General features: G+C 70.2%; 13 protein-coding genes. 5 read left to right on the top strand and 8 right to left on the bottom strand.

The window, feature by feature from the left end:
- Genes WMF39_RS18860 through WMF39_RS18845 form a run of 4 tightly spaced genes read left to right on the top strand, consistent with a single transcriptional unit; the run spans nt 1 to nt 3177 of the window.
- On the top strand, nt 1-846 hold the full coding sequence (locus tag WMF39_RS18860; protein WP_437746878.1) for an ABC transporter permease: 846 nt from the start codon (nt 1-3) through the stop codon (nt 844-846).
- Nucleotides 843-1688 (top strand): ABC transporter ATP-binding protein, encoded by an 846-nt coding sequence (locus WMF39_RS18855; RefSeq protein ID WP_437746877.1) that lies wholly within the window; start codon nt 843-845, stop codon nt 1686-1688. Before WMF39_RS18860 ends, WMF39_RS18855 begins: the two co-directional genes overlap by 4 nt.
- A complete protein-coding gene (locus WMF39_RS18850) occupies nt 1685-2725 on the top strand; it encodes an aliphatic sulfonate ABC transporter substrate-binding protein (RefSeq protein ID WP_437746876.1) in 1041 nt (346 codons plus the stop codon). The genes WMF39_RS18855 and WMF39_RS18850 overlap by 4 nt, the downstream gene beginning before the upstream one ends.
- The gene (locus WMF39_RS18845) at nt 2722-3177 is read left to right on the top strand and encodes a nucleoside deaminase (protein ID WP_437746875.1); all 456 of its coding nucleotides are present in this window, start codon (nt 2722-2724) and stop codon (nt 3175-3177) included. Before WMF39_RS18850 ends, WMF39_RS18845 begins: the two co-directional genes overlap by 4 nt.
- Before the next feature lie 280 nt (nt 3178-3457).
- On the opposite strand, the gene WMF39_RS18840 is transcribed toward WMF39_RS18845, so the two are convergent.
- From WMF39_RS18840 to WMF39_RS18805, 8 genes are all read right to left on the bottom strand, one after another.
- Entirely contained in the window at nt 3458-5434 is a 1977-nt protein-coding gene (locus tag WMF39_RS18840) for a hypothetical protein (RefSeq protein ID WP_437746874.1), read from the bottom strand.
- A gap of 29 nt (nt 5435-5463) precedes the next feature.
- Nucleotides 5464-8523 carry a DUF6603 domain-containing protein gene (locus WMF39_RS18835; protein ID WP_437746873.1) on the bottom strand — a complete coding sequence of 1020 codons (3060 nt, stop codon included), beginning with the start codon at nt 8521-8523 and terminating at the stop codon, nt 5464-5466.
- A 28-nt stretch (nt 8524-8551) separates the two neighbouring features.
- The gene (locus tag WMF39_RS18830; protein ID WP_437746872.1) at nt 8552-10528 is read right to left on the bottom strand and encodes a phage tail protein; all 1977 of its coding nucleotides are present in this window, start codon (nt 10526-10528) and stop codon (nt 8552-8554) included.
- 51 nt (nt 10529-10579) lie between these two features.
- Nucleotides 10580-12295, bottom strand: a complete 1716-nt coding sequence (locus WMF39_RS18825) for a phage tail protein (protein ID WP_437746871.1) — start codon at nt 12293-12295, stop codon at nt 10580-10582.
- A gap of 31 nt (nt 12296-12326) precedes the next feature.
- Nucleotides 12327-16283, bottom strand: a complete 3957-nt coding sequence (locus tag WMF39_RS18820; protein WP_437746870.1) for a hypothetical protein — start codon at nt 16281-16283, stop codon at nt 12327-12329.
- Nucleotides 16284-17059: 776 nt separating this feature from the next.
- Complete coding sequence (locus WMF39_RS18815) at nt 17060-21097, bottom strand: ATP-binding protein (protein ID WP_437746869.1); 4038 nt, start codon at nt 21095-21097, stop codon at nt 17060-17062.
- An 88-nt stretch (nt 21098-21185) separates the two neighbouring features.
- Nucleotides 21186-22751 carry a carboxylesterase/lipase family protein gene (locus WMF39_RS18810; protein ID WP_437746868.1) on the bottom strand — a complete coding sequence of 522 codons (1566 nt, stop codon included), beginning with the start codon at nt 22749-22751 and terminating at the stop codon, nt 21186-21188.
- Between the two features lie 115 nt (nt 22752-22866).
- Nucleotides 22867-24057, bottom strand: a complete 1191-nt coding sequence (locus WMF39_RS18805) for a lipase family protein (protein ID WP_437746867.1) — start codon at nt 24055-24057, stop codon at nt 22867-22869.
- A gap of 1071 nt (nt 24058-25128) precedes the next feature.
- Between WMF39_RS18805 and WMF39_RS18800 the strand changes: the two genes are divergently transcribed.
- Nucleotides 25129-25740 (top strand): hypothetical protein, encoded by a 612-nt coding sequence (locus tag WMF39_RS18800; RefSeq protein ID WP_437746866.1) that lies wholly within the window; start codon nt 25129-25131, stop codon nt 25738-25740.
- Nucleotides 25741-25799 lie beyond the last annotated feature (59 nt).

Here is a 25799-nt window from a genome sequence, read left to right as displayed (position 1 = left end):
ATGCCCGGCGACCGAGCGCCGCGAGCCCCGTCGCGACAGTGCGAGCGACCACCGCCGCGCTGGCTCGCGCTCGGCCGCCCCGTTCCCGCCCGGGTCCGTCTCGCGCTCGGCGCGGCGAGCTTCCTCGCCACCCTCGCGGCGTACGCCGGGCTCGCGGGCCGCGACGGGGTGAACACCGCCCTCGCTCCCACGCTCGCGAGCATCGGGCAGGCGACGGTCGACGCGCTCGGCTCGGCGGAGCTCTGGCTCGACGTCCGCTACAGCTTCCTTCGGGTCACGGCCGGGTTCGTGGCCGCCGCGCTCCTCGCGGTCCCGCTCGGCGTGCTCGCCGGCGCGTTCCGCTCGATCGCCGCGCTGATCGAGCCGCCGACCGAGTTCCTCCGCTATGTCCCCGTGCCGGCGCTGATCCCGCTCGTCATGATCGTTGCGGGCATCGGCGAGGGCGCGAAGGTCCTCCTCGTCTTCCTGGGGACCTTCTTCCAGCTGCTGCTCATGACCGCGGACGAGGTACGGCGGGTCCCGGCGCCGCTGCTCCAGGTCAGCCAGAGCCTGGGGGCCACCCGGCGGGAGATCGTCTGGCGCGTGCTGGCCCCGGCCGCCCTCCCCGGCATCTGGAGCGCGCTGCGCATGTGCAACGGGTGGGCGTGGAGCTACGTCGTCGTCGCGGAGCTCGTGGCCGCCACCGAGGGCCTCGGCTTCCGCGTCCTCAGGTTCTATCGCTTCATCCAGACGCCGAGCATCTACGCGTACCTGGCGGTGCTGGGCGCGATCGGCCTGGGGCTCGACTGGGCGTTCGGCGCAGCGCACCGCCGGCTCTTCCGCTGGGCCAGGGGGCGCGAGGCGTGACGCTCTCCGTGCGCGGCGTCAGCAAGGCGTACGCCGGCCGCCGCGGCGAGACCAGCGCGCTCTGCCCGCTCGACCTCGATGTCGGCGAGGGCGAGTTCGTGAGCCTCGTGGGCCCCTCCGGGTGCGGGAAATCGACGCTGCTGCACATCGTCGCGGGGCTCGAGCCGGCGACCACCGGGGCCGTCACGCTCGGCGGCGAACGCGTCCTCGGCCCCGGCGCCGAGCTCGGCGTCGTGTTCCAGCAACAGACACTCTTCCCGTGGCTCAGCGTGCGGGAGAACGTCCGCTTCCCGCTGACGCTGGCCCGCCACCGCGGCCGGGCGCGGCAGGCCGGCTCCGAGCGCGAGGCGGACCGCGTAGAGCGCCTGCTGCGCCTCGTCGATCTGTGGGACTTCCGCGACGGCGCGCCCGCGGAGCTGAGCGGCGGCATGCAGCAGCGCGCCGCGCTGGCGCGGGCGCTCGCCGCGCAGCCGGAGGTGCTGCTGATGGATGAGCCGTTCGGCGCCCTCGACGCCCAGACACGTGAGGAGATGCAGGGGCTCCTGCTCCATGTGATCCGACATCACCGGATCACGACGCTCTTCGTCACCCACGACGTGGATGAGGCCCTGATCCTGTCCGATCGCGTGGTGGTCTTCTCCGAGCGCCCCGGCCGCGTCGTGGCCACCATCGACGTGCCGGTACCCCGGGCGGATCGCTCGCCCGACCTCAAGCTCGACGAGGCGTTGCTGCGCCTCAAACGGGATATTCTCTCGCTCCTGCGGGGGAAGGCCCGCCCCGAGGAGCAGCGCCGCCGCTTGCTCCTCGGGCTCACGCATACGCCGAGGGGAGAGGATCCATGAACCGAAGGACCGTCGTGCTAGAGCTCGGGGCAGCGCTCGCCTGCCTCCTCCTGTCGCCAGGCTGCTCGAAGAAGGACGAGCCAGCGCGCGAGATGCCCGCCGCCGCCGCGCCGGGCGAGAAGCCCGGGGCCGCGGCGAACGCGCCGGTGAAGCTGACCGTGGGACACGACCTGTGGATCGGCTATGCGGGCGTGTTCATCGCGAACGAGCTCGGGCTGTTCAAGCAGGCTGGCCTCGACGTCGAGCTCAAGCCGTTCTCGAACCCCGGGGACACGCTGCCGGCGCTGGCCGCGGGGAAGCTCGATATCGGCCTGACGACCCTGCAGAACCTGGCCGTGCTGAGCGGCAACGGCGACACGGACGTCGTGGCCATCGCGCTCATCGACAGCTCGAACGGCGCGGACGCGGTGGTGGCGAAGGAGGGGGTCGCGTCCATGGCCGATCTCAAGGGCAAGACGGTCGCGCTCACCCTCGGCGAGGTCAATCACATGCTGTTCCTCGCCGGCCTGAAGAAGTCCGGGCTCTCCACGGACGACGTGAAGGTCACGAGCATGAGCGCAGACGATGCCGGGGCCGCGTTCGTGGCGGGGAAGGTCGACGCCGCGGTCACCTGGGAGCCGTGGATCACCAAGGCGACCAAGGGCGGCGGTCGCGTGATCTTCTCGAGCGCCAGCGTCCCCGACACCATCATGGACGCGGTGGCCGTGCGCCGATCGCGGCTCGCCGAGTCCGGTGACGCCTGCTCGAGGTTCATCGGCGCCATCGATCAGGGGGTGCGCGTCCTGCGCAGCGAGCCCGACAAGGCGATTCCCATCGTCGGCAAGTACTTGAGCGCTCCGCCCGAGGACGTGAAGGGCATGCTGAGCGGCGACAAGATCTACGACCTGGCCGACAACAAGCAGCTCTTCGGCACGGCGGAGAAGGCCGGCCCCGTGTACGCCTCGATGAAGGCGGTTGTCGACTTCGCGGTCGAGTCCAAGCTCGTCAAGAAGGCGCCGGCGCCCGAGTCGCTGCTCGACCCGAGGCTCGTCCGATGAGCCGCGACGAGGCGCGCATGGCGCGCGCGCTGGAGCTCGCGCGCGGCGCGCAGCGCGCGGGCGAGCCGCCGTTCGGCGCCCTGGTGGCCGCCCCCGACGGCACCGTCGTGGCCGAGGCGACCGACGAGGTGAACGCCCAGCGCGACTTCACGTGGCACGCCGAGGTCGGCGCCGTCCGCCGCGCCTGCGCGGCCGCCGGGCCGGACCTCACCGGCTACACGCTGTACACCACCGTGGAGCCCTGCCCGATGTGCTTCACCGCGGCCTGGCTCGCCCGGGTGAGCCGCGTCGTCTTCGGCTGCACGATGCAGGAGGTCACGGCGGCGACCGGGGGCGCGCAGCGCGAGCTGGCCGTCCCCGCGCGGTGGATGAACGAGAGCTCCGGCGCGCCCGTCGATCTCGTCGGCGGCGTGCTCGCCGATCGGTGCCTCGCGCTCTTCAACCCGGCGTGACGCGCTCGCCGACGTCGAGTCCCGGCGAGTGGACGCGAGGCTCGCGTGGCGGGTCGACACGACCGGGTTGACGACCCGACCCACGTTGGATGCGCTCCGGGCGCTGAGGTCCACGCGACTGGTCCGCCTTGCCAGTGGCGGCGATCGCGGTGAGCGCGGGCAGCGCGACCGACCAGACGGCGCTCGTGGCGCGCTGCGCGCTGCAGATCCGCGCGCAGCTCGCGGGCGCGCGTTGCCGGAGACGGTGCTGGGCATCCCGGGGGACCTCCAGCGCAGACGCTCAGCCCTCGGAGAGGAACCGCACCTTCTGCACCCCCTCGATCATCTGCAGCGCGAACTGCGCCGCGGTGAAGGAATCCCACCCGAGCTTCTCCTTCATCTGCGCCGCGAGCGCCGGGATGTCGAGTATCCCCTTGCGCTCATCACTCCAGGGGACGCGCTCGATCAACAGCTCCTCCTCGCCGGTCCCGTCGCGGGTCCGCAGGTTCTTGCTGTACGGGTCCGCCGGGTCATCTCTCGCGTCGAGCCCGAAGTGCATGGCCTCCGGCTTCTGGTGCACATCCAGCGTCTTGATCTCTCCCTCGAACAGGCAGATGAGCACATCGTCGGCGAGCCGGTCGAACCGCAACAGCTTCAGCGTATCCCCGCGGTCGGGGATGAAGCCGGCGTCGTCCACCCGCTCGGGGTAGCCCTCCACGAGCAGATCGGGCCAGCCCGAGACCACGCTCGAGCGTATCAAGAACCCGGTCACCGCGGGCCCGCCCTGCCGCAGGGCCATGCGCGCGCGCAGGCGGCGGTCGTGCACCACGTCTGCCTCCGTCACCCGGCCCACGCTGAGCGCGCCGTCCGTCAGGCAGTCGACCCACACCGGGTCGAGCCAGAAGAAGCGCAGCGACTCCGCGGGCAAGAGCCGCTCCTCTGGCACCAGGTAGGAGAAGGGCAGCCCGACCAGGCGCGTGAGGCCCTGGAACCACTCCGCCACGCGCTGCGGCTTCGCGCTCGACACCTCCGCCCGCTGCCGCCCGCGCGGCAGGCGCCTCACCGAGCGCTGCCGCAGCGTATGCTCCTGATGCGCGGTCTGCCGCTTCCAGTTGAACAGCTCGAGCGCCACGCGGGTGTTGTCCAGCGTCAAGAGCCGGCCGAGCTCCCACGCGGCCGCATAGGACACGTCGAGCAGGCCCGAGTCCGGGTGGTAGCGCAAGAGCTGGTCAGCACACTGCACGTCCTCCAGGGAGACCGTGTCCGGGTTCGGGCCGGGCAGCAGGGGCCCGCGATAGAACGAGACCGTCCTGTTGCCCTGACGCATCCGGTGCACCACCGGGACGTGGCCCTGCTCGATCCAGGCCGCTGCCTCGGTCGTCATCTCCTCCATGACCGGCGCCCGGAGCACGCCCGGCTCCCTGTCGAGCTTCTCGAGCAAGGCGCTGAAGCTCTGCGCCGGATCCACGCAGTGGAACGTCCAGCGCGCGAGGCTCACCAGCCGGATCAGGTCCGTCGGGCCGGCCTCCTGGAAATCGAAGGTGAAATCAAAGGTTCCATCGGCCTTGTAGCGCCTCTCCACCGACACCAGGTGGACGGTGCTCTTGCCCCCTGGCTCGGGCAGCCGCTTGCAGAGCACCGTCGCCTCGGCCTCGCTCTCCACGGCGTTGTTCTGCGTCACGCGCTGCCGCGCGTGCGCGAGCCAGGCGAGCTCCGCGGCGCTCGGCAACAGCGGCTCGAGGATCCTCCGCGGCACGTCGATCACGGTGACCAGATCGTCGTCCTGCTGGCCGTGCTCCTTCAGCAGCTCAGGGAAGTACGCCGTTTCCGGCTGCGTGGCGAGCAGCTCACGCACCGTGATGCTCTTCGGCTCGGGCTCCTTCTCCCCTTCGCCGAAGTCGGACGCGCGGAGCAGGAGCAGCACGAGCCACGAGAGGTTCTCGTCCTTTCCCTCCTGCCCCGGGAAGCGCTCCCAGGGCAACGTGCTGCGCCGGAGGGTGATGTGCGGCAGCACATTGGCGTGCTCACCCACGCTGTCGGGAGGAGGGAACACGGCGGCGATGTCCGTCGGGCTGAGCGGGCCGAAGCGCTCTCCGGTGACCTCGAAGGTGAGGCGCTGCGGGAACTCCTCCTGGATTGTCTCCTGGGGGTTGCTGGCGGGCGCGCCCCTGAGGGTCTGCTTGACCTCGACCTCGTACGTCCCGCTCTCCAGCGCGGGCTGCTGGAACTCCAGGAACTCGATCTGCGCACCCGGGCTCGGAATGTTGAGAAGCTGCATGGGGGTATACCTCGCTGTTCCTTGGGGCTTCATGCGCTCGCCTGCGCGCTCTCGCCGGCTTCCTTCACCTGCGGCGGGATCACGAAGGCTGCCGCGATCTCCTCGGTGAGGACCACATCCTCGGCCGGGTCGAAGCCCAGCGACGAGAGCAGCGCGTCCCGCTGCGTGTTCCTGAGGATCGTCGTCCGGATGGTCTCGCGTCGCCCGGCGTCCTCGTCCCCGCTCTCGTGGAACGCGGGCAACGTCCCGAAGGCGTAGCCGCCGGCGGCTTCTTCCACCTCGAACTGCAGCCGCGCGACCGGCAGCCTGTCGGTGATACCGCCCTTCGGCGGCACCGCGGGCCTCACCTGCAGGCCGGAGAGGGCGCCCTCCACGAAGGAGCGCCCGTTGACGTCGGGGAAGCGCAGCCGGTCGCCCACGATCTGCGGCTCCCCCCACATCGCGCTGGGCACCCTTCGGAGCACGGGGGTGAAAGTGAACTTGTCCGGCTCCACGTCCGTCCTGCTCCGCTGGATGGTGACGTGGAAGTCGATCGAGAGGTCCGCTGACCTCACGGCCACGGGGGCCACGCCGAACGCCTGGTTGCCCCCACCCGTCACCGGCGTGTCGGGCGAGCCCGGGTGGAAGGCCTGCTTGCTCGGGATCACCGAGCCGATCGACAGGGCGAACTCCTTCGGGTTGACCACCCACAAGGGCTCGCCGTCCCTGGGCTTGATCTGCCGCATCAGCCCCTCGGCGACGGCGACGCTGCAGACGTCTTCGCTCGCGGGCAGGAACGAGGTGCGGAAATCATCCCAGAGGATGGGTCTGGGCGCGGGCCCGGACTGATTGCCGAACTTGACCTTGACCGAGAAGAGGAAGAAATCGAGCTTGGCGTAGCCGCCGAACTCCGGGCCCCATACCTTCAGGCTCGCGCCCATGCTGCCCGAGAGGCAGCCGAGCCCGGCCTTGAAGTGCTGGTAGAGGCTCGCCTCGTAGGCGAACGGCTTCCAGCAGATGAGGAAGTCGGCGCCGATGGTGAAGGACGCCCAGGCGCTGCCGGCGCTGAAGCTGGCCTCGAGCCGCCCGCCCGCCATGGCCGCGTGGGCGCACAGCGCGAAATAGGCCTCTCCCCGGACGGAGATGTTGCCATCCACCCGCCAGTCGAAGCCGATCCGCGGCACGACGGGGTAGTGGCCGGGCACCTTGAAGCTCGGGTGATACCCGCCCAGCGTGACCACGAAGTCGCCGGCGCGGTCGCCCGCGAACCACGTCGAGAAGGCGAACCCTCCGGTGAGCCGACACGACCTGCCCAGCAAATACGAGGCGGGCGTGAGCTGCCCGCGCACCGTCACCAGCCCCTCGGACGGGGCGAAGCGCGCGAGCAGCGCCATCTCCAGGAAGACGAGCGGGTTGTCCGTCTTGAAGGGCACCTGCAGCCGGGCGAGGCCCAGGAGGTCGAGCTCGAAGGTCTTCCCGAGCATCACCGTCATCAGGGCGAACCCATCGAGCAGCTTGAACGAGGTGAACTTGACGCCGAGCGCCAGGAAGCCCTGGTCCGGCGCGACCTGGATATAGCGGACGAGCTGCGAGAGCTGCCCCGACACGACCTCGCCGGGGCTGTCCGTGCTCGGGTCGCCGGAGCCGCCCACCGCCTGCGCCACCAGGGGGAAGCTCGTGACCTCTTCCAGGGTAGGCGACGTGAGCGAGCGGTTGTACCCGAAGCCCGCCGACAGCCCGGTGACGAAGAAGAACGGCGGGCCGCCGAGCGGATAGCTGAGCGTGGCATACAGGAACAAGGACGGCTGGCCGTCGACGTAGGCATAGGCGCCGATGGCCCCGAGGCCGATCGTCTGGCCCTTCACGCCGAGCTGGAGCGCGGCCATGCCGGCGTACTCCTCGCATCCACCGCGCGTGCTGCGCAGGAACGCGCCCGTGACCCGCAGGGCGTCGTTCTCGTACTCGAGCCCGAACCCGTCGGCGCGGAGCTCCACCTCGCCGCTGGGGACCGGGAGGCGCACGGACACCCCGTCGAGGATGAGCCGGAGATCACCCACGGAGAGCACGATCTCGGGGACGAAGTGGATGCCGCCGGCCTTGTAGGTGAGGCCGAGCTTCTCGATGTACACCGGGCCCACGGCGCGCTGCACGGCGAGCCAGGCACCGTTCAGCCCGAGGGTGAGCGGGCTGTCGTCCCCCGAGCTCCGGGCGACCTGCCGCGTCGAGCGCGCCTCGAAGGGGTTCTGGGATCGGGTGCGCTGGATCGGCGTGTACCAGGTGCGCGTCAGCTCCCCGAGGGCGAGGTAGCTGACGAGGTGGGCCCCGCGCCCGAGCCCCTGCTGGCCAGCGCTGGACGGCCGGATCTTGAGCGGCGAGTCCAGCTCCGTCAGCGCGCCGTTGATGACCTTGAGCTCCGCATGCGAGAACTCGTGGGACGCGACGAGCAGCTCCACCGTAAAGGCGGCGGACGTCTGCTCCTCCTTGAAGTAGAGGCCCACGAGCGGCAGCTCGCCCAGGTTGACCCCGGCGTTGAAGCCCACGCCCACGATGAGCCGCTTGCCGAAGCCGCTGCCGACGCGCCCGGAGAGGACCAGGAGGAGGTTCTGCCGGAGGGGGATCGGGAGCTCCTCCGGGATCAGCACACCGAGGGCGGGCGCGACGCCGCCGAGCAGCGCGTGGAGGGGCAGGGACTGCTCCTCGGTGAAGTTGCACTGGGCGACGAGCGTGTCTCCCAGCTTGCGGTTGATGATCCCCTGGAAGGTCAGGTGGGTGAGCCCGCTGTCCGGGATGGGGACCTCGACCTTGGCCCCGAACTCGGTGGCGCGCTTTCCGCCGCTCACCGGATCCGGCGCCACGCTGATGCTCAGCCCGATGCCCAGGTGCTGGGCCTCGCCCTCGTTGTCCTCGCCGACCTTGACCCCGAACTCCACGGAGAGCTCGTACTTGTTCTTCGAGGGGTTGAACGCGAACGTCGCGTTCCGCAGCGGCAAGGTCTCGTTGAGGTCGATGAGGAACTGGGGGACGAAGTCGGCGGCAAAGGTGTTGTCCAGCACGTTGAGGAGCACCCCCATGCTGGTGAGCGTGTTCGGATCGAGCTCGATGGTTCCCATGGCTTATGTGCCCTCGCGCCGGCTGGGGTCAATGCTTGATGATGTAATTGAGGACCAGGTACGGCTGCATGTTGTTGTGGGGCTGCCCTCCGCCAGCCCTGTTGATCGAGATGCCCGTCGTGGCCGTTTCAGTCACCGGGGTTTTCTTGTTGGTGAGGCACGAGTAATAGGGCCCCCAATGTTCGTCTGGGTCCTTGTCCTGGTATGCAGTTATGTCATGCTGATGCCCGGGATCGTCCACTCCATGTGTGTGGGACGGCATCTCCGCCTCGGTCAGGGTGACCCTGGCCTCACCCCCGGTCTTCCCCAGCGAGTAGTCCGCGCCGGCCCCCACCGGCACCCGCGTTTGCAGGTTGGGCACCGTGAAGTCGGTCGTGTTGGATGGGTCGTACGTGGTGCCGATGGCCGCGAACAGCTCCGGGTAGGTCGTGCGCGACACCGTTTGCCCGTGGCACAGCAGCCATCCCTCGGGGGCCTCGGCGCCGGCGTAGGCGACGATGGTGCCCACCGGGACCAGGAAGCCGGTCTTGTCCTTGACGCGGCCCTCCGGGGTGATGAGCGCCGAGTCCTGGAGAGAACCGCCCTTCTGGGTACGGATCCGTAGCCCGAGGTCGCCGCTGCTCGTGCGGTTGTCCGCCTCGATCACGGCCGCCGGTGCCTGCTCGGCCGGGGGGCTCTTCAGGGAGAGCTTACCAGAAGGATGCAAGTCACCCGTGCTGGTGAGCTCCAGCAGAACGTCCGTCTCGTCTTTCTTGAAGAACTGCGCTGCGACGTCCTCTGAGCTCCCGTCCACATCGGACCGGAAGACGAGTGTTCCGACGTTCTGGACTTCCTTGCTGTGGAGCAGCAGATCTCCATCCAGGGAGAGCCCGGTGCCCGGTAGGCCGCGCCTGATCCCGACGTTGCCGCGGTGGTCGTGCGTCGCGTCGACCCGGCGGCCGAACACCAGCGGCGCCTTCTCGATCGGGCAGACGATCTCCCCGTCCCAGTAGTCGGGCACCGCGCTGTAGCGGAGCACGAGGTGCGTCGGCCCGTCCGGGTGGCTCGTCACGAGCTTGCTCAGCGAGAGCTCGAGGAACGCCTGGGGCGCGAGCTCCACGCCCTCCCTCGTGGGCGTGAACGTCCACTCCATCAGGGTGCCGTCGGCGCTCGGCTCGGGCCCGGAGCGCGCAAAGCCGTCGAGCTCCCCGGGCAGCACGTCCTCGACCTGATCCGCCGTGCCCAGCGCCCACGGATGCGTGTCCGTCGGTCCGACGGGCAGCGCCACCACGAGCTTCGAGGAGAGACCTGGCTCGTTCGCGTCGTAGTGGAAGCGCACGGCCCCGCCCGTGAGCCCCTCCCGGGCGGCGTTGGCCAGGCGAAGGAGCAGCGAGCTCTCCTGATCATTGACGTTGAGCACGCGGTTGTCCCCCACGAAGCCCACCCGCAGCGGGATGTGCGGGTTGCCGACCCGGCTCCGCACCCCGAGCTCGAGCTTCGCCTCGAGCTCGTACTCCGAGGGCGGCTTCCCGGCGGGAGCGATGATGCCCATCGGGCCCCTGAACAGCGGGTCGGTGACGGGCGCCTTCCAGGAGAGGCCCAAGGTGACCTCCGCGCCCGCCTCGGGCGTCGGGGACACGCCCTGCAGCGCCAGCGTCAGGTGCTCTCTCGGGCCGATCGTGACATCCTCGCTGACCCACGCCACGTACAGGTACGCGCCGTCGCCGGTGTCGTCGCGAAGGACGGACCAGTCCCCTCCCACCACGTCGATCGTCCGATCGTCCAGGATCCCCGGCGCGAACCGCAGCTTGAAGTGATATTTGCTCTTGCTCGGCTTCGGCTCCTTCCGCAGGGTGATCGTCTCTTTCTCCTCGGCCAGGATGTTGACGACCTGGAGCATGAGCGGCTGGCTCGCGCCGGGGTTCTCGCGGAGGAGCACGTTCCGCAGGCGCTCCCCGGAGGGGGTGAACAGATCGTAGGTGGTCTCGAACGCGAAAGGCTTCTTCTTCGGTGTCTCATCCGACATGGTCGTTCCCTGTTCCTTCCAGAGGGCTCGTGCGCCTCGCGCCGGCTTCACTCAGTACTTGATGATGGAGTTCGCGGCCACGTCGGGCGGCCCGGGGACGCAGAACTCATCGTCCGCGGGAGATGTCGATCCGTTGTACTTGGTGCCGATGACCTCGAACAGGTCGCTGTATTCAGGGGCAGCGCGCTTGTACGCGCCCCGATCACACAGCAGCCACCCCTCGGGAGCGGCATCGCCGGCGTAGGCGACGATGGTGCCCACCGGGACCAGGAAGCCGGACTTGTCCTTGACCCGGCCTTCCGGCGTGAGGCGCAGCGCAATCTGGTGATCACCGTTCTTCTGGGTGCCGATCAGCAGACCGACGTCCTTGTCGCCACCGGTCAGCTTCGCCAGGATCACGGCGTTCTCGGCCTGATCCTGGGCGAGGGGGGGCCGCAGGACGAGCGTGCCACTGGGGTGCAATTCGCCGGTCTTGGTCACTTTCAGCGCGGGCTCGCGAGCTCCCCACGGATGGTAGAAATGCGCCACATCTCCAAGTGTGTTGTTGTCGACGTCGGCCCGGAAGATGAGCGTCCCCGTGTTCTGGATCTCCTTGCCGTCCGGCATCCACAGATGTCCGTCCAGGGAGAGCCCGGCGTCCGGTGAGCTGCGCCCGATCCCGACGTTGCCGCGGTGATCGTGCGTCGCATCGACCTTGTGGCCGAACACGAGCGGCGCCTTCTCGATGGGGCAGACGAGCTCCCCGTCCCAGTAGCCGGGCACGGCGCTGTAACGGAGCACGAGGTGCGTCGGCCCGTCCGGGTGGCTCGTCACGAGCTTGCTCAGCGAGAGCTCGAGGAACGCCTGGGGCGCGAGGTCCACGTCGCTCGTGGGCGTGAACGTCCACTCCTGCAGCGTCCCGTCCGCGCTCGCCGCGGGCCCGGACATCGTCCAGCTCTCGACGGCCCCGAGCTGCACCTTCGTGATCTGCTCCGTCGTGCCCAGCGCCCACGGGTGCGTCTCCTGCGGTCCCACGGGCAGCGCCACGACGAGCTTCGAGGAGAGCTCCGCCGTCGCGCCCTTGTGGAAGCGCACCGTCGCCGCCGCGCTCCCCGCCGGGGTGGTGTTGGCCAGGCGGAGGAACAGCGTGTTCTCCTGGTCCTTCACGTTGAGCACGCGGTTGGTCCCCACGAAGCCGGCCCGCAGCGGGATGTCCGGCTTGCCGCGCCGGCTCCGCACCCCGAGATCGAGCGTCGCGGAGAGCTCGTAGTCCGAGCCCGCCCCCTCGCCGGCAGGGTTCGTGATGCACAACGCGCCGATGTATTCCGATTTGACGACGGGCTCGCTCCAGGAGAGGCCCAGCGTGATCGGCAGGCCTGCCCCGGGCGCCGCGGACACGCCCTCCAGCGCCAGCATCAAGCGCTCGCCAGGACCGATGGTGACGTCCTCGCTGATCCAGGACACGTACAGGCTCGCGGCGCCATCGTCGCCGTCCACGCGCTCGACGGACCAGCTCGCCCCCACCGCGCTGATCGCCTGGCTCACCAGGACCCCGGGGGCGAACTGCAGCCTGAAGTGGTGCTCGCGCTCGCTCGCCTCCGGCAGCGTTCGCAGGGTGATCGTCTCGTTCTCCTGGACCAGCGCGTTTTCGATCCCGAGCACGAGCGGCTGGCCCACGCCGAGGTTCTCGCGGAGGAGCACGTCCCGCACGCGCGCCCCCGTGGGGGTGAACAGCTCGTAGGTGATCTCGAACGCGAACGGCTTCTTCTTCGGTGTCTCGTCTGACATGGTCCTTGCCTGTTCCTTTCCGGGGGAAAACTCAGTTGTCCTGGCCCGCCGAGCGCCGGAGCATCAGCCAGCCCTCGCGCACCTCCTGCGGGGCGGAGAACGCGGCGCGGGGGTTCACCGGCGCGAGCGCGCTCGTCTCGGCCCAGTCGCCGGTCGGCTCCTGCGTCGTCCACGACCACGTGTGCCCCGCTTCCTCGGGCACGGGCAGCCGGAGCGCCCCCCGATCGGTCAAGATCGGCGCCGTCAAGAAGCTCACCTCCATGGCCGCGAGGGCCTTGCTGTAGTGCTCCGGCGAGAGGCGGAGCTGCTCGCTCGGGAGCACCCCTGTCGTGGCGTGCACCTGACCGCGCGGGTCGAGCAGCATCGTCACATGCTGCGCCGGATCCGCGGCCGTCCGGAGCATGTACATGGATCCATCGTTGTTGCCGTAGGTGCGGATGAGGGCGTGGCCGACGTCGCGCTCCTGCGGCGAATAGAACACGCCATCTCCGTACGTGTAGCTCCGTTGCCCGGCGGGCTCCTCGCGGAAGTAGCCCACCAGGCCATCGTCGAGCTGGCTGAACTCCCCGAGGCGCACGGGGATCTTCAGCGCCTCGATCCCGCGGCTCGTGTCCTCGTCGTCGACGAGCGTGGTCGGATCGAGGGCAGGAGGCCCCTTGAGCTCCAGCGTCAGCGCGGCCCGCACCACCGCCACCGGCCGGGCCATGAGCAGCGCCCGGCTGGGGTTCTCGGCGTACGCCTCGGGGTCGATCGTCTCCAGCGCTGTCCGCTGCGTGGAGAGGAAGCGCTTCAAGAACTCCGCGTCCTGCTGGAGGACGTGCTCCACCACCCGCTGGAGGTGAACGTTGTAGAGCTGCGGCATGCCGCGCGCGCCCATCCGCACCCGGCCGCCGCTCCCGGGTGCCGTGCGCCAGGTGTTGGTGCGGTCGATGCTGCCCAGCGCGCGCCCTGCCTTGTCGTACACCGCGAGCGCGCCGTCCAGGTTGTTCACCAGCAGGAAGCCGCACACCGGGTTCGTCTCCGGGTGATCGTTCGTGCGCTGGGCGACGGCCGAGTCCGCGGGCAGCCACTCGAAGCGCAGGCGGGCCGGCTGCGAGAGGCGGGGCGAGAGCAGGACCTGGTGATAGACACCCGCGGGCGGCGTCTGATCGACGGTGGTGATGACGTCGATGTCGCCCGGCGTCTCGATGTCCACCACCTCCTTGACCTGCCCGAAGGTGTCCACCAGCCAGAGGCCCGTGATCGACATGGCGCCCGAGCGCAGCGCGTTGAAGCGGTCCAGCGTGAGCGGCCGCCGCTGGAAGCCGCCGCCCATGGCGTTGCGCACGGTGTCGGCATAGAAAGCGTCCCAGTCGTCCGGGTCCTCGATCGGGGCCAGGGGGTCGCTGATCTTGAGCTGCATCACGGGCTCACGGAGGAGCAGCACGTCGTTGAAATTGCCGAGCGCCTGCGCCAGGCACGGCGTCTTCTGGAGCTCTCCGTAGGCCCACAGCGCGGTGAACACGGGGTCTTCGGTGCCAGGCTCTGGCGTGCTCTGGGACAGGTACCAGGCCTGGATCTCCGCGAAGTGCGCCGCGAGGTAGCCTTGGTTCTGCTCCTCTGCGGGGACGCCGTGCGCCGCGAAGTACGCCGGCAAGAGCTCGTGCTGGAGGTAGAGGCTGATCCGCTCCTCGACCTCCCGGCTCGCCGACGGCGTGAGCAGGCTGATGCCGCTGTAGATGTTGTCGTCCGCGGCGAAGCTGCTCTCGTGCCCCGGCCTGAGCGCCTGGTCGACGGCCTGCGTCTCCAGCGTGTAGTGCTCGAGCAGCTGACCCGGGTCGTAATCGCCGTTGCCCTCACGGCCCGAGGGCGCGAACTTGAAGTACCAGTGCATCGTGAAGGGGCTCCACGGCGGCTCCTTCCAGGTGCTCCCCACCTCCGGGCCGAGCCCGGCGAGGTGGCTCGCCAGGGCCGTGACCGTGGCCTCCGGCAGCGCCTGCAGGTCGAGCGCGGCGTCGAGGAAGCTGCACGCGAGCAGATCGCCGTCCGCGGCGCTGCCCGCGCGGTCCTGCGCGAGGTCGTTCCGGGCCGCCTCGCCCGTGAGGAGCAGCACGGGGTTCGCGGCCTCCCAGTAGGGCGTCGCGGGCATCCGGCGGAGGACGTACGGCGCGGCCGCGCCCGCGGGGGTCGCGTTGTACGCGCTGATGGCGTCCTGCAGCGCCATGAGGGCGCTGGCGAGCTTGCCAGCGAGCGAGTCGTCCGAGGCGGGGATCTCCAGGGAGAGCCCCTCGGCGAGGGCGCGCACCGTGTAGGTGATCCCTTCGTTGTGGATCTCCCATCGCTCGTCCGGCGTCACCACCTTGACCTCGTGTGACTCGGACAGCGTGAGTTCGCAGCAATTGCGGAACTCAATGACCCACGTCCAGTTCGACTGGTCGTCCTCGTCCTCCAGGTTGAAGGGCTCGCCCCAGCCCAAGACCTCGACGTACGTGTCGTACTGGCCGCACTGGCGCGAGACGATCTCGAACGAGATGGGCTCGGCGCGGGCGCGGAAGACGAGGGACGGCTCCTGCTCCAGGTGCAGCCGGCCTGTCCTGGTGAGCTGATGGCGTACGGGGACGACGTGAGCCTGGAAGAAGGGTTCTTCGATCACCTCTTCCTGGTTCGCGGCGATATGCCAGCGGGCGTACATGCGCTGGCGGAGGGCCTCGATCTCCTCGAGGCCGCGCTGGTGCGCCTCCTCGGCCAGGTTGAGCGCCTCGAGCAGCTCCGCCCACGCCGGCGGCGGCGAGGCCGAGGTGCGCCCCGCGCGCCGCTTCAGCGAGGAGAAGAGGTCTGTCGCGGTGTTGGACAGCGGCTGGATGGACCAGCGAATCCCGGCCGACCGGGCGGCGAACCCCCGCTCGTGGCGGGCCTCGAAGAGGCGCGCGTCGAGGTCGAGCTGGTGCCCTTCGATCCGCTCGGTGAGCTGCAGCGCCTCGAGCTGGTCCTCCACGAGCCGGCGCTCTGCCAGCGCCGCGTCGTTGTCGTCCGGGGCGCGGCGGTAGGCCAGAAGGGCGGCCAGGGCCTCGGTCTCGGTCTGCCCCACGGCGAGGGTGGGCCTGGGCAACTCGCGGACGCGATCGCGCGCCGCGCGCGCGCCCGGCGCGAAGGCGAGCCGCGCGTGGAAGAGGGTCGCCTGCGGCAGCGCGCCTCCGGCGTCGAGCGCCCACTGCATCTTCTCTTCGAGCAGCGCCTTGAGCGCCGCCGGGCTGTTCGCCTCGGCGAGCAGCGGGGCCAGGCAGTCGCGCGCCGGGTCGCTGTACCAGCCGATCACGTCGTACCGCAGCCCCTGGGGTGGCGTGCGGGTCGGGAAGTCCGGGTCATGGAAGCCGAAGACGGTGCGGCAGTTGGGGTAGAAGGACGCGAACGAGGCGCGCACCGGATCCAGGGCCGGCACCTCGGTCTCGGAGCCCACGGCCGTGAGCGCGGCGAGGGATTCATGGCCGCCCGCCTCCTGCGCTTTCCTCCACGCGTCGAGCGTCAGGGCCCGCCCGAGGAAGCGGAACCGGTATTGGCGCGCCGGCGCCGGGTCGGGCACGACCATGACGTTGACCGGCGCCTCGGCCTCGCCCCCGATGTCGTCTCCGTGGCCTTCCGGGTGGAGGTAGTCGCTCTCCACCACCCACTGACGCTCGGGTTGGCCGCCGCCGCTGCGCAGGATGAGGAAGCGGCTCGGCACCTCGGGGAAGCGCGTGACGTGTTGTTCTTGCTCGCCCTGGGTCAGGGCGGACGGCAAGAACCAGTGGAGGTGGATTCCCGGGGGGAGCGGCAGGCCCTTCGTGAACGGCGGCGAGAGGATCTTCTCGCTGAGGTTCGGGGTGCCGCCGTTGTAGGTCTGACCTCCGGCGATGAAGGGCAGCTTCCGGTAATCTGCCATCGCCCGGACTACATCCTGCTCGGCGTCGAGGCACATGGCCTGCAGACGGAGAGGAACCCAGAGAAAGCCCTGCGCGCTCTTGCTTGCCATATGCCTGCCCGGCTCCGCGATCCGTGGGATCGGCGTTGATCGTTGGGTGTCCGCTGGTGGGCCCCGTGGACTTCGCGCAGGGCGGCGGCGCCGCGGCGTCCGCGCGTCGTCGAGGGCGCGGAAGGTCTAGAACACGTGCGCCGGGGGCGTCGATTGGACCTTGGTCCCATGGCGGCCCGCCGGGAGCTGGTGTAGCGCGCCGCGCATCGCAACGAAGCCCGCCCGGAGATCCGTGCCGGGCGAGTCGAACGGCTGGGGAAGACCTCGCTTCCCTACTTCAGCAAGAGTGCGGGAGAGCCATTTTTACTGACGCTCTACAGGGTCCAGCGAACGGCAGTCAGGTCACGGTGTCACGTGAGACCCGGCGTCCTGTCGGTCGCACGCTACATCACACTTTAATGCGGTCGCCCTCGCCTGGAGCCGACTCTTGTACTCTGATTTGACGCTCTTTGAGGCTGAGCGGGGAATGAAGGCTTCGCTCTGGCAGGTTCATGGTTCCGTGCTTTTGTGGGCGCATGAGCTCGCGGCGCTGGTACGAGCTCGCGTGCGGACTTGTCCGCGCGCGGAGCCACGTCCTGGAAGCGTGTTTTCAGATGAACAAGCAGACCGGTGCCACCTGCGCGCGATTGCACGGCTGCACCCCTGCCGGAAGCCGGCGACGCGGCAGCGCCGGCTGCTGCGGGCGATAACGCGCGCACCCTCGACGAGGTCGTCGCCGAATAGGCGTCGTCCAGGAACCTTGCAGCCGCATTCGGCCGACCGCTGATCGTCAGGGATCAGGGGCCAGGGTCGCCAGCGCCGGTGATCCGGCTTCCGCCGGCCGGCGCCTGTTCTCCGCGCTCGGCCGCGACCAGCCGCGCGCCGAGCTCGCGGACCCGGAACTCCTCGGCCAGACCGCGCACCTCCCGGATCCACGGCGCGAGCCGCGGATCCTCCGCCTCGAGCGCGGCGAGCCGCTGCAGGAGATCCTGGAGGCGACCCCGCTCGACGAGATCGGCGAGGCGCGCGAGCTCCTCCGGCGAGGGCACCGCGCCGTGCAGCGACGCCCCGTCGCCGGCGGCGCCGGCGCCGCCAGCGACGCCGTCCACGCCGCGTGCGCGCTCGGGCGCCGCGCGCACCCAGGTGAGCGCAAGGCGGCGCTCGAGCTGCTCGAGCAAGGCGCCGAGATCGATCGGCTTCGGAAGGAAGCCGTCGCAGCCGGCGGCCTCGCTGCGCGCGCGCTCGGGCGCCTCCACGCTGGCCGACGTGGCCACGATGGGCAGGCCGGCGAGCCCCGGGATCCGGCGGATCCTGCGCGCCGCCTCGTCGCCGCCGAGATCGGGCATGCGCAGGTCCATCAGCGCGAGGTCCGGCCGGCGCTCCGCCGCGAGCGCGACGGCCGCCTCGCCGCCCGCGGCCTCGACGACCTCGAAGCCGAGCGGCACCAGCACGTCCCGCAGGAAGGCGCGGTTGTCCTCGTGGTCGTCGACCACGAGGATCGCCCGGCGCGCGCCCTCGTAGCCCGTGATCGCCCCGTCCCCACGCCGCTCGCCGGCCGGCGCCGCGCCGGCGAGCACGGGCAGGTCGAGCGCCACGGTGAAGGTGCTGCCCTCGCCGGGCGCGCTCTCCACGTCGATGCGGCCGCCCATCTGGTCGACGATGTGGCGGGTGATCGCGAGCCCGAGGCCCGCGCCCTCCACGCGCGCGCGAAGGTCGCCGGCCTGCTCGAACGGCTCGAAGATGCGGGCGAGATCCGCCGCCGCGATGCCGGGGCCGGTGTCCTCGACGCGGAAGAGCACGCCGCCGGGCGCCTGTCCGTCGCGCGGCGCGACCCGGAAGGTCACCCGCCCCTCGCGGGTGAACTTGATCGCGTTGCCGAGCAGGTTGAGCAGCACTTGCGTGAGCCGCTTCTCGTCGGCGCGCACCCACGCCGGCGTGCCGTCCGCGATCTCGAGCACGAACGCGAGCCCCTTCGCCGCCGCGCGCACCTTGCACAGCTCCGCGACCGTGCGCGCAAGCGACGGCAGGTGGACGTCGCCCGGCGCGAGATCCAGCCGCCCTGCCTCGATGCGGGCGAGGTCGAGGACATCGTCGATCAGGGTGAGCAGGTGCTCGCCCGACCGGCGCACCACGTCGACGCCGGGTCGATCCTCCGGGGCGAGCCGCGCGGAGCGCTGGAGCAGCTGCGCGTAACCGAGGATGCCGTTGAGCGGCGTGCGCAGCTCGTGGCTCATGCTGGCGAGGAAGGTGGTCTTCGCCTGGTTCGCGGCGTCGGCGGCGTCCCTGGCGGCCCTGAGCTCGGCGGTGCGCTGCTCCACGAGCGACTCCAGCTCGCGCGTCCGCCGCCGCAGCGCCCGGAGCCGCAGGCGCATGCCGGCGTAGGCGAGCCCGGAGAGCGCCGCGGCGTAGCCGAGGTACGCCCAGGTCGTGCGCCACGGCGCGGGCCGGACCTGGAAGGCGACGCTCGCCGGGCCGGCGACGTTGCCGGCGTGATCGCGGCCCCACAGCTGGAAGGTGTACCGGCCGGGCGCGAGGTTCGTGTAGCGCGCGCTCGCCTCCGCGGTCCACGCGCTCGGCGCCGCGTCGAAGCCGACGAGCTGGGTGCGGTAGCGCGTGCTGCGCTCGTGGAAGAGGCTCAGCAGCGTGTACGCGAACGAGACGGTGTTCTCGTCCCATGCGAGCGACGCGCCGGGGGAGAGGGCGAGCGCGCCGCCCGCCGCGCGCGCCTCGAGCGCGAGCGGCTTCGGCGCGGCGTTCGGGATCTCCTCGGCCGGATCGAGCACCGCCACGCCGCCGGTCGTGCTCGCCCAGACGCGGCCCCGGCTGTCTACGAGCGAGCCGTTCTGGTTGCACTCGTTGCTCGGCAGCCCGTCGTCGGTGGTGAAGGTGTAGGCGGCGAGCTCGGCGGGATCGTCGGGCGTGGGTGCGCGCGGGGTGAAGCGGGTGACGCCCTGGTCGGTGAAGGCGTAGACCCGGCCCTGCGCGTCCGAGCGCACGCCGTAGACGATGCCGTCCGGCAGCGCCGGCCGGGACGGTTCGTTCAGCGGATCGAGCCACGCCTCCGCGTCGAGGTCGTAGCGCGAGATCCCGCCCTGGGCGCCGATCCAGAGCACCCGCGCGCCGCGCGTGTCCCTGAGCTCGGCGAGCGCGCCGATGGCGTCCGAGGCGAGCGGCGCGCTCGCCGCGGTGTAGCTCCGCCACTGCCCGTCTTCGAGCCGCGAGAGCCCCTTCATGGTGCCGAACCAGGTGGAGACCTTCCCGCCCGCGCCCGCGGTCTCGAGGATGCTGGTCACGTGGTCGTCCGCGAGGGGCACCTGCGCCTTCGTGAAGACCTGCCACGCGCCGTCCACATCGAGGCGCGCGGCCCCGCCGACCGTCCCGATCCAGAGCGCGCGCCCGTCGCGGGACTCGGACAGCCACCAGATGCCGTTGTGAGGGAGCGGCGAGCTCTGCATCGTGTACGTGGTGAGCTGCGCGCCGGTCCAGCGGTGGAGCCCGGTGGTGTCGCTGCCGATCCAGACCACCCCGGGCTCGCGCGAAGAGGGCAGGAGGAAGCTCACGAGGTCGCCGAGCTTGCCGGCGAGCTCGGGGGCGTCGAGCGGCGAGAAGCCTTGCCCCGAGGACCGCGCCACGGTGTTGTTCAGGGCCACCCAGAGCTCGGGAGGGCCGCCCTGGGCTCCCGGCGCGCGCACCTCGGCGAGGGACGTGATGCTGCCCGACAGGCCCGCGCTCCGCTGCGTGAACCCGACCCACCCGTCGTGCCGCAGGCGCGCGAGGCCGCCGGCGTTGGTGCCGATCCAGAGCGTACGCCCGCCGTGCGCCTCGGAGGTCGCCGCGAGCGCCATCACGTGGTCGTCCGGCAGGGTCGAGTTCGTCTTCGTGAGCGACGTCCACGTCCCGCCCGTGAGCCGCGCGAGGCCGCCGCCGTACGTGGCGGCCCAGAGCGTGCGCGCGCCCGTGCCGCTCACCGTCTCGGCGAGCGCCCGCACAGGCTGCGCCAGGGCCGGCACGCTCGCCGGGGTGACGCTCTCCCACCGCCCGCCCGCGAGCCGGGCGACGCCTGCGCGCGTGCCTGCCCAGAGCACGCGGCCGCCCGCTTCCCCGGCGGTCTCGAGCAGGCTCACGACCGTGTCGTTGGGCAGCCCCTCCGCGGTCGTGGCAAAGCGGGCGCAGCCGCGGTCGCCGCAGCGGAAGAGGCCCGCGCCCGTGCCGGCCCAGAGCGCCGGCTCCCCGCCGGGGAGCGCCGTCGGGTGCAGCGCGCGCACGTCGGGGTGCTCGAAGCCGGGGCCGAGGTCGATGCGCGTGAACCGCTCGCCGTCGAGCCGGTAGAGGCCGTCCGTCGTCCCGGCGAAGAGCGCGCGCCCTCGGCCCGTGGGCGCCTCGAGGAGCGTCCGGATCGGCCTCTCGGACGCGAGCCCCTCGGCGGCCCCGAAGCGCGTGAAGCGCCCCTCGGCGTAGCGGAGGATCTGGCCGGTCATCATCCCGAACCAGACGGCGCCGTCCTGCCCCGTGGCGACCGCCTGCACCCAGCTCGACCCCCCGCCGGTCGGCAGCGGAAGCGGCGTGAAGCGGCGCCCGTCGTAGGACGCCGCGCCGCCCTGGGTGCCGATCCAGAGGCGGCCGCCGGGCTCGAAGGCGATGGAGTTGATGGTGATCTGGGGGATGCCGTCCTCCGCGTCGAAGACGCGCATCCACGGCACGCCGCGCGCCCGGAGGTCGCCCGCGGCGGGCGCGGGCGCGCCGCCGGCGGCGAGCGCGGGTGACGACGCGACGGCCATGCCGAGCCCGAGCGCGGCGAGCAGGCGCCCACGTGATGAGGGAGACCGGCCAGCCATGTGGCCGCATACTAGGATTTTCGCATAGGACCAAGATCCCCGGTAGCTCGGCAGCCTGGTGAAGGAAGCGCCGCTGGCCGACAGGAGGCTACATCTCTGCCAGCGCCGCCTCGAGCTGCGGGTACATCGCGATGAACGCGTCGAGGCGCATCTTCCTGAAGTCGTTCGCGACCACGATCTGCTCGCCGAGCTTCAGGGTCTTGTCCTGCCGGAGCCCCCCTCCCGTCGTGTGCTTGGGCCACGCGACCTCGCCCGCGGGCGTGCCGTTCTCCGCGAAGGAGAACCAGTATCCGCTGACCTTCTCGGACATCGCCCGATCGGCCGCGGTGAACCTGTCCCTGATCCCCCCGAACGGGAACAGGATCTCGCCGCCGTGCGGGACGCCGAAGGGCTGGTCGGCGCGGTCGATCTCGGGGACGTAGCTGAAGTAGTACCACCGGCTGTCGGCCACGCCGGAGTGTTTGTCCGCGATCCACCGGGCCTGCATGGTGAACAGCATGTCGCGCAGCACCAGGCCCGCGAAGCGGCTCGGGTCCTCGAGGTCCTCGTCGGTCACCTCGGGGTCGCTGCGGTAGAGGCTCTTCAGGTACGCCAGGGCCTTCTCGGCGTCCTCCCCTCCCTTCTCGAGGATGGCCGCCATGATCGCCGCCGGATCCATGTTGAACGCGTCGAGCACGCTCGTCTCATGGCTGTTGCTGCCGATGACGAGCGGCCGGCGCGCCTGCTCGCCGGCCTCGAACGTGGCCCTGATCCCCGTCGGCAGCACCACGTCGCCGTGCACGGGGCTCGGCCCTAGGAACGGCACCTGGCCCCGCGGGTTGTCCGGGGTCGGCATGAACTTCGCGGAGAACTTCTCCGCCGGCACCGCCCGCAGCTCCTCTGCCGTCGCATGCTCGCCGTTCAGCTTGAATAGCCCCCTGGCGATCTTGACCCCGAGCTCGTTCGCCTTCTCCCGGCTCTGCTCCGGGATCGCATAGGGGCTCTGCGCGATGCCCTTGTGAAACAGGGCCGGCTCCCTGTTCCTCGTGAGGGGCGAGGCGAACAGGGCGAGGACGCTCTCGCCCCCCGCCGACTGGCCGAAGATCGTGACGTTGCCAGGATCGCCGCCGAACGCCGCGATGTTGCGCTGCACCCACTCCAGCGCGGCGATCTGATCGAGGATGCCGAAGTTGACCGGCCCCAGGCGACGCTCCTTCTCCAGGCCCGGATGGGCGAAGAACCCGAGGAGGCCCACGCGGTAGTTGAAGGTCACCACCACGGCGCCCTTCCTGGCCAGGGCAGCCCCGCGGAACATCTTGTCGCTGCCGACGCCGATCTTGAAGGCGCCGCCGTGGATCCACACCATCACGGGCTTGAGCGCGCCGGGCTCCACGCCGCTCGTCCAGACGTTCAGGTACAGGCAGTCCTCGCTCTGCGGCCCCACGGAGCCCGCGCCATCCATGGAGGGATACGTGGGCTGGAGGCAGGCCTTGCCGAAGGTGTCGGCCTTGCGGGTCTCCTTCCAGGGCTCGACCGGCTGGGGCTCCTTCCAGCGCAGGGGGCCCACCGGCGGCGCGGCGTAGGGGATGCCCTTGAACACGAGGATTTCGCTCTCGACGACGCCCTGGACCGGGCCCTCTGTCGTGGTGATGACCGGCGTGCTGTTGGTTGTCATGGATTCGTCTCCTTTGGTCTTCTTGATGCTCGTCTGGCGCGCCGGAGCGCGCCCCGGGAAAAGCTGAAGAGAGATGGCGCGATGAGATCGGCGCCCCGCGGCCCGCGCCGCGCGCTCATCGGGGACTGGCTGTCTGCTCCTCCTCGACGTCCTTGAACCGCTCCTCCAGCCACGTGGTCAGGCTCGGGAGGTCCGTGTCCATCAGGCCGAAGTGGAACCCGAGCTCGACGGGATCGTGCGTCGACGAGACCTCCTCGTACTCCTTGTAGGTCACGTTGGCGGGGCCGTTCAGCGCGGCGAGCTGGTGGTGGAGCGTCCTCGTGAAGTCCGCCCGGATGCGGGGATCCTTCGCGCCCTGGGAGATCCGGATGGGGGCGAGGATCCGGAGGGCCGGGTTCATGAGCTCGAGCTGGTCGAAGAACGCCTTCTTGCTGGGGTTCGGGCCTGGGTTCAGCTGCTCGGTCCCCTTGAGCCCGCCCCAGGAGTCCTCCTTGGCCAGCTCGATCCGCGCCTTCTCGTGGATGTGGGGCCACACGCTGTAGGCCTTCACGGTGAGGAGCTCCTCCGGGTTGATGTTCGGGTTGCCGGCGATGGCGCCCGCCAGGAACAGCGCGGTGAAGGCGAAGCCCGGCTGCGCGTAGTTCAGGGTGGTGCCGGCGGCGACGAGGAGGTGGACCCCCGAGGCGGGGGCCATCGCCGCGACGCCACGCAGGTCGAGCTCGGGAGTCCAGATGGGCGCGTGGTACCCGCCGAACAGCGCCGCCTGGCCGCCCTGGGAGTGGCCCACGATCGCGAGCTTCTTCGAGAGCTCCGCCGGGTAGAGCCGCCGCGCGGCGCGCGCGATGTCGAGGATGCCGTGCGCCTCGGACTCGCCGAGCAGGTACGGGTGCAGCCCGCCTGTGCCGAGCCCCTCGTAGTCGGTCATCACCACGGCCCAGCCCCTGTCCAGGAACGCGGTGAGCAGCCCGTGCGGGTGCTCGTTGAAGGGGTGCGCCGGCGACGTGATCGTGTCGCGCGACGGCGCGCACGTGTCCGCGCAGCCGACCGTCCCGTGCGCCCAGCTCACGATCGGATAGCCGCCCTCCGGCGGAGCCTTGTGAGGCAGCGCGATGATGCCGGAGACCGCGATCGCCTTGCCGTGGACGTCTCTGGAGCGGTAGAGCACGAGCTGATTGACCCGCGCCTTGGCGAGCGCCGCCGGGCCCGTGAGCGGCCGCGACCAGATCACCTCGCCGTGCTCGCCTTCGAGCGGCAGATCCGGACGGTAAAATGTGTCGTCGTCGGGGACGGTCACGCTGGACGTCATGGCTTCTCTCTTTGCAAGTGGATTGTTGATGCCTCCGCGCATCGCCGCGAGGCCCGCCGGTTGTAACCCCGGGTCATGGCCCTCGCTATGGGACCTTGGTCCCATGGCCCCCGCAGCCCGCATGGCAAGAAGTAGGACCAAGGTCCCATAGGCAGCGCCGACGCGCTGTTGTAATCCGTCCACCTCGGCTCGCCGCAGGGCTCCGGTCTTCGTTCCGGGAGCGACGCCGGAAGGTTCGACGCCCTGCGAGGCCGATCCCAGGCGCCGACCTCTACGTCATTCACATCGCGTTTTCCTTTTCAAAGGCATCGGAGGACCCGTATGCATAACCGACACCTCGTTCCACTCCTCTTAGGCCTTCTTCTCGGCGTCGCCGCCTGCGATGGCGTTCGAAGCGTCCGTCGTGAACCGATGACGTGCGTCTGAGGCGCCGCCGCCCGGGCCCACGTCGGGAAGAGTGCACAGGGATCGAACCGCATCATGGATGGGTGACGATGAGGAAGGCGCCGAGTTTGGGAGAAGAATTGCAGACGCCCATCGTGGGGAAGGGTCCTGAGACCGAATCCGTATCGTGCTCGACACGAGCCGGGATTCACGCCGTTTGGGTCCGCGGGAGGGCTCTGCGACGCCCAATGCCAGGCCGGTGAAGCTGGGCTCACGCGATGACGCCCCCGAGGTCGGGCGCCGGACCACGAAGGACGCGCTCTTGTTCGATAGTGGGGACACAAGCCTGGAAGGCTACGCTCTAGAACGGCAAACATGCTAAAAAATTGTTTAATCGCTATGCCCCGCGGGACACATAGCGCGCTGCGAGAGCGCGGGCATGGTCGCACCGAGGCAGCCGAGCATCATCTCAACTTGATTTACAGTTTGGGGAGCAATCATCTTGACGCCTCCCAGGAGTGGAACTAAAGAAGGTCACGAGTCGGGCCGCTCGACCGACGTGCGAGGCGAGCCAAGCATCGACTCACCCAGGCGCGTGACGGCGGCACGGATTTGCCCCGTCCGTATTGAAGTACCGCCGGCCGGCGCCGGCGGCTGCGATATCTCTATCCAGGCAGAGAGGTAAGTATGGCAAAAGGTGCACTTGGTTATTCGAGTCAGTTCGACAACGCGAAGATCATCGGTCCGCCGGACAGTGTGCCATTGAAGTTTCCCGGTGACCCGCTGACGGCGCGTGTCTGGGGAGTGGTCGTCAATGGCACAGACAGGGTCGTGCGGCTCTATCCTTACGATGGCTACCCCGACAGGCAATGGGACAGCGACACCGATGTCGTCTATCCGGGCCAGGAAGTACGTGTGAAGCCGTTCCGCAGTTTCTGGTTCGAGCCCGATACCAACCTCGCCTTCACCTACACCGACGCAAAGGGGGTGCGGCAGACCGTGGCAGGTACCCCTCCATCAGGTAGGATCCAGGTGACAGCCGCGCCGGCTCGGCCCCCTTTCGAGAATCGCACCGGCTACACCGTGCGTCTCTACGCACCGTACAGCTACGAGATTCCGACGAGCCAGCAAGAGCAAGAACGGAATCCGAGCTTTGGCAGGGGCTCGGGAGAGGCCTGGTGGGACATTGCGCCTGGAGGGTCCTACACCTCGAATTTTCCCGTAGCCAGCTTCGAATTCCTTCGCGTGGACCTACAGGTTTCTGGTCAGGTTGTCGAAGCGATCAAAGTCGAGCGGTAGCCGTAAGCCGAACAGCGCCCTCACGCGTGTCAACCGTTTCATGAGCGCCTGTTCCTGCC

Origin of the sequence: Sorangium sp. So ce1504, assembly GCF_051521635.1 — a bacterium.
GTDB classification, from domain to species: domain Bacteria; phylum Myxococcota_A; class Polyangia; order Polyangiales; family Polyangiaceae; genus Sorangium; species Sorangium cellulosum_B.
The sequence above is the reverse complement of the archived record's forward strand: the minus strand, read 5'-3'. Positions and strand labels throughout refer to the sequence as shown.